This is a genomic window from Bradyrhizobium sp. NP1 (genome assembly GCF_030378205.1).
Lineage (GTDB): Bacteria > Pseudomonadota > Alphaproteobacteria > Rhizobiales > Xanthobacteraceae > Bradyrhizobium.
The window spans coordinates 2580819-2593875 of record NZ_CP127385.1 but is presented as its reverse complement, the minus strand read 5'-3'; the positions used below and the strand labels follow the sequence as shown (position 1 = coordinate 2593875).

The following is a 13057-nucleotide window of genomic DNA, read 5'->3' as shown; positions in this document are numbered from 1 at the left end:
AACCAGTGGGATTGACGAGCGACCAGAGCCTGCCTCCGCTTCTTCAGTGGTCGAACAGCAACGGCTTGAGGCTGCCGGCCGCGCCCAGCACGACGATCGGCGCATCCTCCTTATATTCCGGCGCGGCGTTGACCTGTTCCTTGGTGAGCTCGAGCGTGATGCTGTCGCCCTTGTTGGCAACGCGCCCGAAATGCAGCGCGTTCCAGTCGACCACGATTTTACGGCTGCCGACGCCGAGGAAACCGCCGAAATCGATCACGGCGGCGCGCACCACCCCGGCCCGGTCGACGATCACGTCGACAATACGGCCCATGTTCTCGTCATTCGGTCCACGCACGTCGCGGCCGAGCACGCCATGCGCCTCCCGCGCCTCGATCACCGTCACCGAAGGCGGCGGTGCGGGCTCCTTGGCTCCCGGCGCGGCCGGCGGGGCAGCAGGCTGCGACGCCTGATCGGCCGGCGGCGCCTCGTTTTCGGCGCGCGCGGCGCCTGCAAGCGCCATCGCGCCGAGCATCACCAGGACCAGCTTGCGGGCTGCACCCATAGGAACTCCTTCCATGCACGGCACTAATGCGTCAGCACGATCGACACCTGGATCCGGCCGCGTTTGCGCAGAACCTCCAGCGAAACGTCGTCATTGTGGCGGCGAACCCGCAGGTCCACGCTCGCCTCGCCGAGGTGCAGCTCACGCAGCGTCACGTCGTCGAGAAAGGCTGGCAGCCGCGGGTTGCGCAGCCGGATCTCGCCGCGCTCGGCGTCGAATTCAAGCCCGAGTGCGGCTTCCAGCAGCGTGAACGGCGTCGCGCTGGCCCAGGCCTGCGGCGCGCAGGCGACCGGATAGAGCGTGGGTCCGCGGCCCTTTTCGCGGCGGAAGCCGCAGAACAGTTCCGGCAGGCGTCGCAGATCCATGTAGGTCGCCGCCTCGAACATGCCCTTGAACACCTGCCCGACCGCATGTTTCAGGCCGTAGCGCGCGAGCCCAAGCGCAATCAGCGCGTTGTCATGCGGCCAGATCGAGCCGTCGTGATAGGACATCGGATTGTAGCGCGCCTCGCCGAGCGCAATGGTGCGGATGCCCCAGCCGGTGAAGAAATGCGGCCGCAACAGGTCGGCCGCGAGCCTGCGGGCGCGGTCCTCGCGCACCATGCCGCTGAACAGCAACTGTCCGGCGTTCGAGCTGCGTACGCGGCACGGCTGCTTGGCGCCGTCGAGCGCCAGCGCGTAAGTGCCGATCTCCTCGCACCAGAACGCCGCCTCGAAGCGCTCGGCGAGCGCGGTGGCCTGCAGGTCGAGCTCATGCGCGAGATCAAGCTTGCCGAGCCGCCGCGCGCATTTCGCCGCAAGGCGCTTGGCCGCATAGACATAGCCCTGCACCTCGGCGAGCGCGATATAGCCTTCGGCGAGGCGGCCGTCGGCGTGGAAGATCGCGTCGTAGGAATCCTTCCAGCCCTGGTTGGCAAGCCCCTTCTCGGTGGCGCGCTGATATTCGACAAAGCCGTCGCCATCGGGATCGCCCGGTCCGTCGATCCAGCGCAAGCCAGCGTCGATCGCGGGCCACAACTCGACCAGCGTCGCCTCGTCGCCGGTGCGCTCGACATAGAGCCCGGCGAGCAGCACGAACAGGGGCGTCGCGTCGACGCTGCCATAGTAGTGCGCAAACGGCACCTCGCCGAGCGCCGCCATCTCGCCGCCGCGCATCTCGTGCAGGATCTTGCCGGGCTCGGCATCCGAGACCGGATCGACCACCTTCGCCTGATGGACGGCCAGTCGTTTCAGCACCCCGCGCGCAACCCTGGGATCGAGCCACAGCATCTGCATCGCCGTGATCAGCCCGTCCCGGCCGAACGTCGTCGAGTACCAGGGAATGCCAGCGTAAGGATAGCGGCCTTGCGGCGTGTCGGTCATCAGCATGTTGAGGTCGGCCATCGCCTGGCACAGCACCTCGTTGAAGATGTCGTTGGAGGTCTCGACGGTGGCGGTGCCGCAGGTCCAGCGGCGCATCTCGCGACGATGCGCGAGCAGACCCTGGAAGAAACGCACCGGCCTGGCGCCGGGCGGCTTGTTGCAGGAGACCGCGACGAACAGCGAGGAGACCTGATGCGGTTGCAGGTCGAGATGCCAGGTCGCGGCGTTGACGGCAAGCCGCGTCGGTCGCGGATCGAAATGCAGCGCGGTGGCGCGGGTGCGGCCGTCGAGGCCGAGATATTCGAACAGCACGTCGGTCGGACCGGTCAGCTTGCTGAAACCCGTGCCGCGTCGCGGCCGCTTCTCGCCGCGCACCTCGAACAGGTCGGCGAAATCATTGTCGAACAACAAGGTGAGGTCGAAGCTGACGCTGCGGTCGCCATGGTTCTGCACGCCGATACGCTGATAGGCCGTGCCGCGCCAGAGAAAGACGGTACGCACGATGTGCAGCATGTCCTTCGGCAGCACGATCCGGCCGTGCTGGTAGATGTCGGGGTTGGTGAGATCCACCGTCAGCGCCGAATTGTCGTCGCGCAGGTTGGAACCGAGCAACAGCGGCTGCAGCTCGTCGAGCACGAGCTCGAGGCGCGCAAGGTAGCGGGTGTCCGCGTTGAACAGGCCATCGGGGCCGCCGGCGGAAGCGCCGATGTCGCCATGGCTGTCGAGGACGATGAAGGTGTCGTCGTGCTTCAATGAACGCCGCGGCCGTGCCGCGGGGCCCGTCATCGGAATATAGAACGGCTGCTCGGCCGCAAGCTCCTCGGTACGCGACGAGACGATGATCTGGGTGATAGCTTCAGGTGACATCATGACCTCGCGCGATTCCCCCCGGCTTCATCCAACGCGCTGCGAGCAGGCATGAAGTGAAGCATGATCCGGAAAAGTGTGCAGCGGTTTTCCGAAAAGATCATGCTCGATCAAAACCAAAGGCGCGATGGCGATTCAACCTGATCCCGGCGTGCCTTAGGCCGCGAATTTCGAGAGCCTGTTCATTTCCTTCATCACCAGCTCGCGATACGGGCCGTGAGCCTGCATCAGCCGATCCGGCGGGCCATCCTCGATGATCCTGCCCGCTTTCAGCACCACGACGCGGTCGAAATTGCGCAGCGTTGCCAGCCGGTGCGCGATCGCGATCACGGTGCGGCCGCGCATCAGGCGCGACAGTGCTTCGCGGATCGCCTCTTCGGATTCGCTGTCGAGCGCCGCGGTCGCCTCGTCGAGCAAAAGGATCGGCGCGTCCTTGAGGAATGCGCGCGCGATCGCGATGCGCTGGCGCTGGCCGCCCGACAGCTTGACGCCGCGGTCGCCGACCAAGGTCGCGAGCCCCTCGGGGAGGCTCTCGACGAAGTCACAGCGCGCCGCGATCGCCGCGCGCAAGACCTCGTCGTCGGTGGCGGTGGGCCGGCCGTAGCGGATGTTCTCCAGGATCGAGCGGTGGAACAGCGAAATGTCCTGCGGCACCACCGAGATCGCCTGGCGCAGGCTCTGCTGCGTCACCCGCGCGATATCCTGGCCGTCGATGGTGATGCAGCCGTCCTGCACGTCGTAGAAACGCTGCAGCAGCGCGAACAGGCTGGACTTGCCGCCGCCGGACTCGCCGACCAGGCCGACGCGCTGGCCGGGCTCGAGGCGAAGGTTGAAGCGATCGAAGACCTGCAAGCCTCCGGGATACCGGAACGTGATGGTGTTGAAGGCGATCGCGGCACCCCGCCGCACCAGCGGCTCGGCCTCGGGATGGTCGCGCAGCTCGTGCGGCAGAAGCAGCGTCGCGATCGCCTCGGTCAGGCGGGCGAAATGCTGGGTGACGTCGACCAGCGCCACCGCGAGATCGCGCGTCGCATTGAGGATCGACAGCCCGAGCGTGCAGACCAGCACGACGTCGCCGGTGGTGGCGCCGCCGCGCTGCCAGAGCGTGATCGCCCAGGCGAGCAGCGCGACGATCAGCGTCACGGTGACGGCGGCATGCGTGAGGCGGAGCTTTTCCAGGTAACGCAGGCTGCGGCCGCGCGCGACAAGCTCGCGGTCGACGGTGGCGTCGAAGCGGTCGTGCTCGTAGCTCAACCCGCAGAACGCGCGCACCAGCGGCATATTGTTGATGACGTCGACCATCTCGCCGTCGACGGCGGCGGCCTTGTCGGCGAAGTCGTCGTGCAGCGGCTTGCCGGCGGCCGCGAGATGGAACATCGCGACCACCATGCCCCCGGCGATCAGCACCATGCCGCCCGCCATTGCCGGGCTCACCGTGCCGATCAGGGCGATCGCCGCAATTGTGGCGATGCACGGCGGCAACACATTCCAGACGAACATGTTCTCGACCGTGAAGATCGCATTCGAGGTCGCCGTGATGCGGCTCGTCAGCATGCCCGGCAGGCGGTCGGAGAAATAGCTCTGCGCGTGCCCGGTCAGATGCCGGAATATGTCGCGGCGCAGATCACCGGTCACTCGCACGAATGTGAAGCTCGCGGTCCAGCTCGCGATCCGCCACAGAAAATTGTCGGCGCCGATCAGCGATATGAGCAGCGCGAATGCCAGCCATACCCCGTTCGCACGCGTGGGCCCCGCGGCGAGACAGTCGACCAGGTACTTCACGCCGTATTGCGTGCCGACCGAGCAGGCCACCGCTGCCATCACGGCAGTCAGAATGATCAAATGCGAGGCAATACGCTTGCGCAGATAGCGCATCACGAAGGCAAACGGACGGTGCGCATATCTCGAAAGCTGATCCATAAGGCTCTAGTTCCATCTGAAGAGGGGCACGATCGAGACAAAGCGGTTCCGGCAGCTTGAACGACGGACGCGCGCGTCCGGTTCCACCCCGGCGCAGCCGAGCGGCCTCGCCGCACCAGCCACGTTGAAAACTTGTTTCGAAGTGGTGGCATCAGCAAGGCCAACCGGGCCGGCTGTCGAAGAAGTAACGTTACGGCAAGGAACTTCGCAGATGCGGGAACGTTCCCTCGTTGGGCATGTCGGTGCCGACCGGTGGGGGCTTTAATCCAATCCCTAATCGCGAAGAGGAGACAGTGAGATGCGCATCGCGCAGGTTGCTCCGCTGACGGAGGCTGTTCCACCCAAGCTGTATGGCGGCACCGAACGGGTGGTGCACTGGCTGACCGAGGAGCTGGTAGCACTTGGACACGATGTCACCTTATTTGCCAGCGGCGATTCCAGGACCGCTGGGAAGCTCGAAGCGATCTGGCCCAAGGCGCTGCGGCTCGATGGCGCCGTGCGCGACCCCAACGCGCTTCACATGGTGATGCTGGAGCTCGTCCGCCGCAAATGTGACGACGAGGAATTCGACTTCCTGCATTTCCACCTCGACTACTATCCCTTTTCGCTGTTCTACCGTCAGCCGACGCCGTTTCTGACCACGCTGCATGGCCGGCTGGACCTGCCGGAACATCAGCCGGTGTTCGACACGTTCTCGAAGGTTCCGGTGATCTCGATCTCCAATGCGCAGCGCCGGCCGGTGCCGCAGGCGAACTGGATCGCGACCATCCATCACGGCCTGCCCGAGAAGCTGCTGACGCCGAAGCCGGCGAAGCAGAACTATCTCGGCGTGCTCGGCCGCATCGCGCCGGAAAAGGGCATCGACCGCGCGATCCGGATCGCGACGAGATGCGGCATCCCGCTCAAGATCGCCGCCAAGGTCGACCGCGCCGACCAGGAATATTACGACGAGGTGATCTGCCCGCTGATCACGGGCAACCCGCTTGTCGAATATATCGGCGAGATCAGCGACAACGAGAAATCGGATTTTCTCAGCGGCGCGATCGCCCTGCTGGTGCCGATCGACTGGCCGGAGCCGTTCGGCCTCGTCATGATCGAGTCCATGGCCTGCGGCACGCCCGTCATCGCCTATAACCGCGGCTCGGTGCCCGAGATCGTCGAGGAAGGCGTGACCGGCTTTATCGTCGAGGACGAGACCAGCGCGGTCGCCGCCGTCGATCGTCTCCGCCTGCTCGACAGGCGCGCGATCCGCAAGCAGTTCGAGGCGCGCTTCACGGCGCGACGCATGGCGCTCGATTACCTTGCCGCCTATCGGAGCCTGACCGAGGCTGCCGAGCCGCGCATCAAGCTGGTTTCGAGCGCCGAATAGCGCGCAGGCTCGTCATTCGGCCGCGCGCGGCAGCAACTCCGGCTGGTCATGCAGGATCACGCCGGAGAGCGGATCGAACTCACCCTCCCAGGGCGCGCGCTCGAGCGCGGTTTTGGTGTGGGCATAGCCGGCGTCCCAGCGTTGCCTGATGCCGGCGGCGCTGAAATCGATGTCCTTGGTGTGGCTCTCGCGATCAAGCTGAGGCGCCTGCAGGCGGACCACGTGCATGCGCGTCTGGCAGCCATAGCTTGCGAGCTCCTTCACCAGCGGCTTGTTGCGTTCGCTCTCCGGCAACTTCGCCGCAAGCTCGTTGATGATATGGCGCAGGCGATGTGCCTGCTGCTGACGCGCGATCTGGGTCGCGATCCGGCTGGAGTATTGAATGTCCTTCTGGCGATTGAACACATCCGCCATCGTGGTCGGCTCGGAGCCATCCGGATTCCAAAGGTGCACGGAGAATATCAACGAATCCCGGCGCGGATTGTCATCGAACACGGCTTCGGTCGGCGTGTTGGAGAGGATGCCGCCATCCCAATAGAGCTCGCCCTCGATGCGCACGGGCGGAAAAGCCGGCGGCAAGGCACCCGACGCCAGGATGTGCTTGACCGAAAGCGCGCAGACGCCGGTATCGAAATAGCGCATCTGGCTGCTTCGCACATGGGCGGCGCCGACCGTCAAGCGCGGCGAACCCCGGTTGACCAGACCGAAATCGACCAGATCCAGAAGCGTCCGCTCCAGCGGCGCGATCGAGTAATAGCCGGCATGATCCGCGCCCAGCGGATAGGAATCGCCGATATGCGCGAGCAGGTTGGGCTTGAAGAAGCCGGCAATCCCGTGCGCGACCGTCGACCACACCGACAGCCGCTCGTGGAAACCGGCAAAGGCGTCGCCGATCTGCCAGGCCGACGTCTGCTCCATCCGTTTCCAGAATTCGCGCAAGCGTGCGAGGCGCAGCTCGGGCCTGTTGCCGGCGATCAGGCTCGCATTGATGGCGCCGATCGAAGTGCCGATGATCCAGTCCGGCTCGATGCCGGCTTCATGCAGCGCTTGATAGACGCCGGCCTGATAGGACCCGAGCGCGCCGCCGCCCTGCAGCACCAGCACGACCTGGCCGGGAAGCGGCTTGCAGGGCGTAATGCCCCGCGAAGGTGAATTGTCCTGCACGCCGTTTATCTCCAGTTTCCGTCCGGGTCCCGCGCCGCTGTTATCAGCCGCGTCTCCTATTCGCAATTCCGGGGATTTTGTTACGCCGAACGCGGCTTTTCAATGCGCGCGTTCGATGCTTTCTCGGACGTCTAGCGAGCGGCAGAGGCCGCTTCCCCGGCCCTGCCGAAGCGCCGCTCATAGGCCTTGATGTAGGCCGCCGGCGACGGCTTCAGATGCCGGCGGGTCAGCGCTATCAGCTCGTCGCGCTTCGCGCCGCGCAGTGCCTTGATCATGTCGAGATGATCGCGGCGCGACTGGTCGAGCGACTCCGGGAAGGCATTCGCATAGGAGCGGATGCCGTAGACCTTCTGCGCGAGCTGGTCGATGGTCTCGATCAGGCAGGCATTGCCGCACAGGCCGAACAGCATCTGGTGGAAGCGCAGATTGCTGTAGAACATCCTCAGCATCTCGCCGCTCTCGATTGCTGCCGCATGCTCGCGCTGCAGCGCCTCGAGGCGCGCGATATCATCGGCTGCGACCGGGAACGGGATGATGCGCACCGCCATCACCTCGAGCTCCTCGCGAACCGCGTAGATCTCGGTCACTTGCTGCGGCGTCAGCCCGCGCACCATCGCGCCGCGGTTCGGAATGCGCTCGACCAGTCCCTTCTTCTCGAGCTCGAACAGCGCGAGCCGCACGTCGCCCCGATGGGTCTGGAACAGGTCGCACAGATCCTGCTCGACCAGCCGTTCGCGCGGCTGGCGGCGCCCGAGCACGATGTCCTCCTCAATGGCGCGCGCGATGCGGGCGGCAGCGGAGGCCTCCCGCGCCGCCTCCGCCTCGCGCAATTTCGATCCCCGCGCCTTCGCCGGCTTGAGCGATTTTGCCGCCATCATTTCCCCGATCAGACGACGCCCCCGGCACAACCGGCGGACCGGGCGGCGAAACCTGCAATTGTGCAATAATAATATTGCAAACTATATTGTAAACAATTTTTGCCCACGCTACGATCGGCCCACCAAACAACAAAGAGCGAAGCCGGGCGGACAGGTTCCACCGCGGGTCGCACCAGGGGGAGACGGCATGACCAACGAGCGTCCGCAATCCGTCGTCGCAAGCCGCAAGGCGGCCGAGAAACCCCGCCGGCACAGCCGCCGCCAGTTCCTGAAAACGACGGGCACGGCGCTCGCCGCAGCCGGCTTCGGCGCGGTGCCGCTGCGCGGCTGGGCCGCCGATCCCGTCAATATCGGCGCTCTCTATCCAACCACCGGCAGCATGGCGCAGATCGGCGTCGGCTGCGTCGCCGCCGCCAAGCTCGCGGTCGAGATGATCAACGATGCCGGCGGCATCAAGTCGCTCGGCGGCGCCAAGCTCAACCTGATCCTGTCCGACGTGCAGAGCGACACCACGGTGACGCGCACCGAGACCGACCGGCTGATCTCTGGCAACAAGCTGTCTGCGATCCATGGCTGCTTCGCCAGCGCGCTGACGCTGATCGCGAGCGAAGTGTGCGAGCGCGCCAAGGTGCCGATCATCACCGGCTCGAGCTCGGACCAGCTCAACAAGGGCCGAACCTATACATTCACGCCGTTCGCCCGCGCCTCGCAGTTTGCCCGCGCGCAATTGCAGATGTCGAAGCTCGTCGCCGACCAGCCCAAGGTCGCCGTGATCTTCGAGAACACCGCGTTCGGCACCTCGACCTCCAACGGGCTCAAGGAGCTGGCGCCGGGCGAAGGCGTCGAGATCGTGATGTTCGAGCCCTATTCCGCCGGCTTCACCGATGCGAGCCCGCTGATCAACAAGGTGAAGGCGTCGGGCGCCAACACCCTGTTCTCGGTGTCCTATCTCAACGACCTGATCCTGATCGTGCGCACCGTGCGCCAGGTCGGCCTCAACGTCGCGATCAATGGCGGCTCCGGCGGCTTCGTCATCCCGGATTTCTACAAGAATGTCGGCAAGCTCGCCGACGGCCTGCAGGGCGTGGCGCACTGGAACCACGACATGGACGACAACGCCCAGAAGGTGAACGCCGAATACAAGAAGCGCACCGGCGAATTCCTGTTCGAATATGCCGGCGGCCTCGTCGCGCAGACCTTCATGATCGCCGATGCGCTGGAGCGCGCCGCCTCCCCTGACCCGCAAAAAGTGCGCGAGGCGCTCTCGACGCTCGACGTCTCGTCCGGCTACGCCGCGATGGCGCCGGGCGGCAAGGTGAAGTTCGGGCCCGACGGCAAGAACGTCTATGGCCGCCCCGTGGGCGTGCAGTGGCAGAACGGCGACCTCGCCAGCGTCTTCCCCAAGGAAGACGCCCGTGCTCCGCTGATCAAAAGCTAAGGCCGGTCCGTTCCAATGCTGGAGACAGTAGTCCAGGCCGTCATCAACGGCCTGCTCATCGGTGGCATCTATGCGCTGGTCTCGATCGGCGTGACGCTGATTTTCGGCGTGGTCAAGATCGTCAATTTCGCCCAGGGCGAATTCGTGATGATCGGGATGTACATCTCCTTCTTCCTCGCCACCCAGTTCGGCATCGACCCCCTGCTCTCGCTCGTGGTGTCGATGCCGACGCTGTTCGTTCTCGGCGTGCTGATCCAGCATTTCCTGATCCGCCGGGTGCTGGGGCCGAACGACATGCCGCAGATCTTCCTGACCTTCGCGCTGTCGCTGCTCCTGCTCAACCTGGCGCTGCTGCTCTTCTCCGCGAACTACCGCACCGTCCACACGTCGTACTCGGACGAGGCGATCCATCTCGGCGGCCTCTATATTCCGGTCGCGAAGCTGATCGCCTTCGTGGTGGCGATGGCCCTGAGCGGCCTGCTCTGGCTGTTCCTGCACACCACCGATCTCGGTAGGGCGATGCGCGCCGCCTCGCAGAACCGCGACGTGGCGACCCTGATGGGCATCAACCCGAACCGTGTCTTCGCGGTCGCCTTTGGCGCGGCGCTGGCGCTTGCGGGTGCTGCCGGCTCGCTGCTGATGCCGTTCTATTCGGCCTATCCCTTTGTCGGACAGGTCTTCGTGCTGATGGCCTTTGTCGCGGTCGTGCTCGGCACGCTCGGCAATGTCGTGGGCGCGCTGGTCGCTAGCCTGATGATGGGGGTCGCGGAATCGCTCGGCATCCAGTTCGTCGGCGCCGACTCCGGCCTGATCGTCGTGTTCGCGATGCTGCTGCTGACACTGGCGTTCAAGCCGAGCGGGCTCGGCGGCAGGAGGGCGCGCTGATGCAAACCTCCACCAAATGGAAGTGGCTGGCGCTCGCGATCCTGGCGGCTGTCATGCTGCTGCTGCCCCAGGTGGTGAAGAGCTCGTTCGCGATCGACATCTTCATCCGCATCCTGCTGTTCTCCTTCATCGGCGTCGCCTGGAACCTGATGGGCGGCTACGCCAAGCAGTTGTCGCTCGGACACGCCGCCTATTTCGGGCTCGGGGCCTACACCTCGACCTTGATGCAGATCGATTTCGGCATTTCGCCCTGGATCGGCATGGTCGCTGGCGGCATCGTCGCCGCACTCGCGAGCCTGCCGATCGGCTGGCTCTGCTTCCGCCTGCGCGGCCCCTATTTCACCATCGCCACGATCGCGACCGCGCAAGCGCTGATGCTGATCTTCCTGAAATTCCGTGACTTCGCCTGGGGCGCGGAAGGGACGACGATCCCGAACCTCGGTTCATCGCCGCTGATGATGCAGTTCGAGGGCAAGGCCGCCTACTACTATGTCGTGCTCGGATTGCTGACGCTCGGGCTTCTCATCACCTGGCGCATCGAGCGGTCATGGATAGGCTACTACCTCGTCGCGATCGGCGAGGACGAGGAAGCCGCGGAAGCGGTCGGCGTCAACGCGCCGCGCATCAAGCGCGACATCTACATGATCAGCGCCTTCCTCACCGCGATGGCCGGCACGTTCTACACGCAATACATCTACTTCATCGATCCCGCGACCGCCTTCAGCTTCAGCATCTCGATCGAGGCGGCGCTGGTGTCGATCGTCGGCGGCATCGGCACGCTGTGGGGGCCCGTGATCGGGACCGTGCTGCTGGAAACCGCGTCGGCCCTGCTGCAGAGCTGGCTCGGCAGCAACACCGGCGGCATCCAGCTCACCGTGTACAGCCTGATCCTGATGGCGGTGATCCTGTGGCGGCCGACCGGCCTGATGGGCATGCTGAACGAAGTCTGGCAGCGCCGCGCGCATCCGAAGCCGGCACGGGCGTGAGGCGCTGACATGGCGGACGCGCTCGTCATCAAGGGTATCAGCAAGCGGTTCGGCGGCCTTCGCGCGGTGCAGGACGTTTCTTTCACGGTGAAGGAAAACGAGACCGTGGCGCTGATCGGCCCGAACGGCGCCGGCAAGACCACGAGCTTCAACCTGATCACCGGCTTCCACAAGGCCGACTCCGGCTCAGTGCTCGCCTTCGGCCAGGAGGTCGTGGGCTTGAGGCCGCACGATGTCTGCGCGCTGGGGCTCGCGCGCACCTTCCAGGTGGCAAAGCCGTTCGGCGCCATGACCGTGCTTGCCAATGTCATGACCGGCGCCTTCCTGCGCGACCGCCATGTCGCAGCCGCGCGCGAGAAGGCCCGCGAGGCGATCGACTTCGTCGGCCTTGCCGCGCGCGAGCAGACGCCGGCAAAGGACCTGACCACCATCGACCAGCGCCGGCTGGAGATGGCCCGCGCACTGGCGACGGCGCCGCGCATCCTGCTGCTCGATGAGGTGATGGCGGGCCTCAACCCGTCCGAGATCGACCAGGCGGTCGCGCTGGTGAAGAAGCTTGCGGCGCGCGGGCTTACCATCGTGATCGTCGAGCATGTGATGCGCGCGATCATGGCGGTGGCCCGACACATCGTCGTGCTCGATCACGGCCAGAAGATCGCGGAGGGCGCGCCGAAGGAGATCGTGGCGAATCCGGAAGTGATCCGCGCCTATCTCGGCACCGGCTACGTCCATCCGCCCGCGGGAGAGCACGATGCTTGAACTGAAGGGCATCAGCGCGCGCTACGGCTCGGTGCCGGCGATTTCCAATGTCTCGATCGAAATCGGCGAAGGCGAAGCGGTCGGCCTGCTCGGGGCCAACGGCGCGGGAAAAAGCACGACGCTGCGCGCGATCTCGGGGCTCGTGAAGCTCACCTCGGGCACGGCGACGTTCGCCGGCACCGACCTCACCTCGTTGCCGCCGCACCGGATTCCGGAGCTCGGCATCGCCCATGTGCCGGAGGGCCGGCAGGTGTTTCCCGAGATGACCGTGCAGGAAAACCTCGAGATCGGCGCCTACGTGCCGAAGGCGAAAGCGGACCGCGCGAGCAGCATGGAGCTGGTCTACGCCATCTTTCCGCGGCTCGCCGAGCGCAGGCGGCAGCTCGCGGGCACCATGAGCGGCGGCGAGCAGCAGATGCTCGCCGTCGGCCGCGGCCTGATGCTCAAACCGCGCCTCTTGATGCTCGACGAGCCCTCGCTCGGCCTCGCCCCCGTCATGACCGACGTCACCTTCGAGAAGATCGGCGAGATCCACAAGATGGGCACCGCGATCCTGCTGGTCGAGCAGAATGTCAGCCGCGCGCTGTCGCTGGTGAGCCGCGCCTATGTGCTGGAAAGCGGCAACGTGATCATGCAGGGCACGAGCATCGAGCTTGCCAACAACAGGCAGGTGCAGTCGGCTTATCTCGGGATTTGAGGCGCGCCGCTTGCCCGCTCCGTCAGGGCTGGGGCTGGCCGTCCGAAAGACGGCGTCGCTTCCGCTCGCCCGTCCCGGGGACGTTTTCCGCGGTGCTGGTCAGTCGAGCCCCTCGGCAGCTCGCATATTTGCAAAGCCCGCGCGGCAATTGCATAGTCGAGATTCGAAATGGTTCGAGGCACTTGAGGA

General features: G+C 65.5%; 11 protein-coding genes. 6 read left to right on the top strand and 5 right to left on the bottom strand.

Features of this window, described 5'->3' with window-relative positions:
• Positions 1 to 43 precede the first annotated feature (43 nt).
• From QOU61_RS12350 to QOU61_RS12340, 3 genes are all read right to left on the bottom strand, one after another.
• A complete protein-coding gene (locus QOU61_RS12350) occupies positions 44 to 544 on the bottom strand; it encodes a PRC-barrel domain-containing protein (protein ID WP_289658707.1) in 501 nt (166 codons plus the stop codon).
• A gap of 23 nt (positions 545 to 567) precedes the next feature.
• Complete coding sequence (locus QOU61_RS12345) at positions 568 to 2772, bottom strand: amylo-alpha-1,6-glucosidase (protein WP_289658705.1); 2205 nt, start codon at positions 2770 to 2772, stop codon at positions 568 to 570.
• A 156-nt stretch (positions 2773 to 2928) separates the two neighbouring features.
• Positions 2929 to 4692, bottom strand: a complete 1764-nt coding sequence (locus QOU61_RS12340; RefSeq protein WP_289658704.1) for an ABC transporter ATP-binding protein — start codon at positions 4690 to 4692, stop codon at positions 2929 to 2931.
• A gap of 298 nt (positions 4693 to 4990) precedes the next feature.
• Here QOU61_RS12340 and QOU61_RS12335 point away from each other — a divergent pair, with 298 nt between their 5' ends.
• Positions 4991 to 6061 (top strand): glycosyltransferase family 4 protein, encoded by a 1071-nt coding sequence (locus QOU61_RS12335; protein WP_289658702.1) that lies wholly within the window; start codon positions 4991 to 4993, stop codon positions 6059 to 6061.
• 12 nt (positions 6062 to 6073) lie between these two features.
• Here QOU61_RS12335 and QOU61_RS12330 read toward each other — a convergent pair whose 3' ends face one another.
• Both QOU61_RS12330 and QOU61_RS12325 read right to left on the bottom strand, forming a co-directional pair.
• Positions 6074 to 7234, bottom strand: a complete 1161-nt coding sequence (locus QOU61_RS12330; protein WP_502876951.1) for a patatin-like phospholipase family protein — start codon at positions 7232 to 7234, stop codon at positions 6074 to 6076.
• Positions 7235 to 7356: 122 nt separating this feature from the next.
• Positions 7357 to 8100, bottom strand: coding sequence for a GntR family transcriptional regulator (locus QOU61_RS12325; protein ID WP_289658697.1), 744 nt, complete (start codon positions 8098 to 8100; stop codon positions 7357 to 7359).
• Positions 8101 to 8290: 190 nt separating this feature from the next.
• On the opposite strand from QOU61_RS12325, the gene QOU61_RS12320 reads away from it, so the two are divergent.
• The 5 genes from QOU61_RS12320 to QOU61_RS12300 are packed head-to-tail and all read left to right on the top strand — an operon-like array spanning position 8291 to position 12868.
• Positions 8291 to 9541 (top strand): ABC transporter substrate-binding protein, encoded by a 1251-nt coding sequence (locus QOU61_RS12320; RefSeq protein ID WP_289658695.1) that lies wholly within the window; start codon positions 8291 to 8293, stop codon positions 9539 to 9541.
• A 15-nt stretch (positions 9542 to 9556) separates the two neighbouring features.
• Positions 9557 to 10426 carry a branched-chain amino acid ABC transporter permease gene (locus tag QOU61_RS12315; RefSeq protein WP_289658693.1) on the top strand — a complete coding sequence of 290 codons (870 nt, stop codon included), beginning with the start codon at positions 9557 to 9559 and terminating at the stop codon, positions 10424 to 10426.
• Positions 10426 to 11412 (top strand): branched-chain amino acid ABC transporter permease, encoded by a 987-nt coding sequence (locus tag QOU61_RS12310; RefSeq protein WP_289658691.1) that lies wholly within the window; start codon positions 10426 to 10428, stop codon positions 11410 to 11412. Before QOU61_RS12315 ends, QOU61_RS12310 begins: the two co-directional genes overlap by 1 nt.
• 9 nt (positions 11413 to 11421) lie before the next feature.
• Complete coding sequence (locus QOU61_RS12305; RefSeq protein ID WP_289658689.1) at positions 11422 to 12171, top strand: ABC transporter ATP-binding protein; 750 nt, start codon at positions 11422 to 11424, stop codon at positions 12169 to 12171.
• Complete coding sequence (locus QOU61_RS12300; protein WP_289658688.1) at positions 12164 to 12868, top strand: ABC transporter ATP-binding protein; 705 nt, start codon at positions 12164 to 12166, stop codon at positions 12866 to 12868. The genes QOU61_RS12305 and QOU61_RS12300 overlap by 8 nt, the downstream gene beginning before the upstream one ends.
• Positions 12869 to 13057 lie beyond the last annotated feature (189 nt).

Bases quoted from the DNA above. Each gene is read 5' to 3' on its own strand.
- QOU61_RS12305 (WP_289658689.1), top strand. From the start codon at position 11,422: ATGGCGGACGCGCTCGTCATCAAGGGTATCAGCAAGCGGTTCGGCGGC.
- QOU61_RS12320 (WP_289658695.1), top strand. From the start codon at position 8,291: ATGACCAACGAGCGTCCGCAATCCGTCGTCGCAAGCCGCAAGGCGGCC.
- QOU61_RS12345 (WP_289658705.1), bottom strand. From the start codon at position 2,772: ATGTCACCTGAAGCTATCACCCAGATCATCGTCTCGTCGCGTACCGAG.
- QOU61_RS12335 (WP_289658702.1), top strand. From the start codon at position 4,991: ATGCGCATCGCGCAGGTTGCTCCGCTGACGGAGGCTGTTCCACCCAAG.
- QOU61_RS12325 (WP_289658697.1), bottom strand. From the start codon at position 8,100: ATGGCGGCAAAATCGCTCAAGCCGGCGAAGGCGCGGGGATCGAAATTG.
- QOU61_RS12300 (WP_289658688.1), top strand. From the start codon at position 12,164: ATGCTTGAACTGAAGGGCATCAGCGCGCGCTACGGCTCGGTGCCGGCG.
- QOU61_RS12315 (WP_289658693.1), top strand. From the start codon at position 9,557: ATGCTGGAGACAGTAGTCCAGGCCGTCATCAACGGCCTGCTCATCGGT.
- QOU61_RS12350 (WP_289658707.1), bottom strand. From the start codon at position 544: ATGGGTGCAGCCCGCAAGCTGGTCCTGGTGATGCTCGGCGCGATGGCG.
- QOU61_RS12340 (WP_289658704.1), bottom strand. From the start codon at position 4,692: ATGGATCAGCTTTCGAGATATGCGCACCGTCCGTTTGCCTTCGTGATG.
- QOU61_RS12310 (WP_289658691.1), top strand. From the start codon at position 10,426: ATGCAAACCTCCACCAAATGGAAGTGGCTGGCGCTCGCGATCCTGGCG.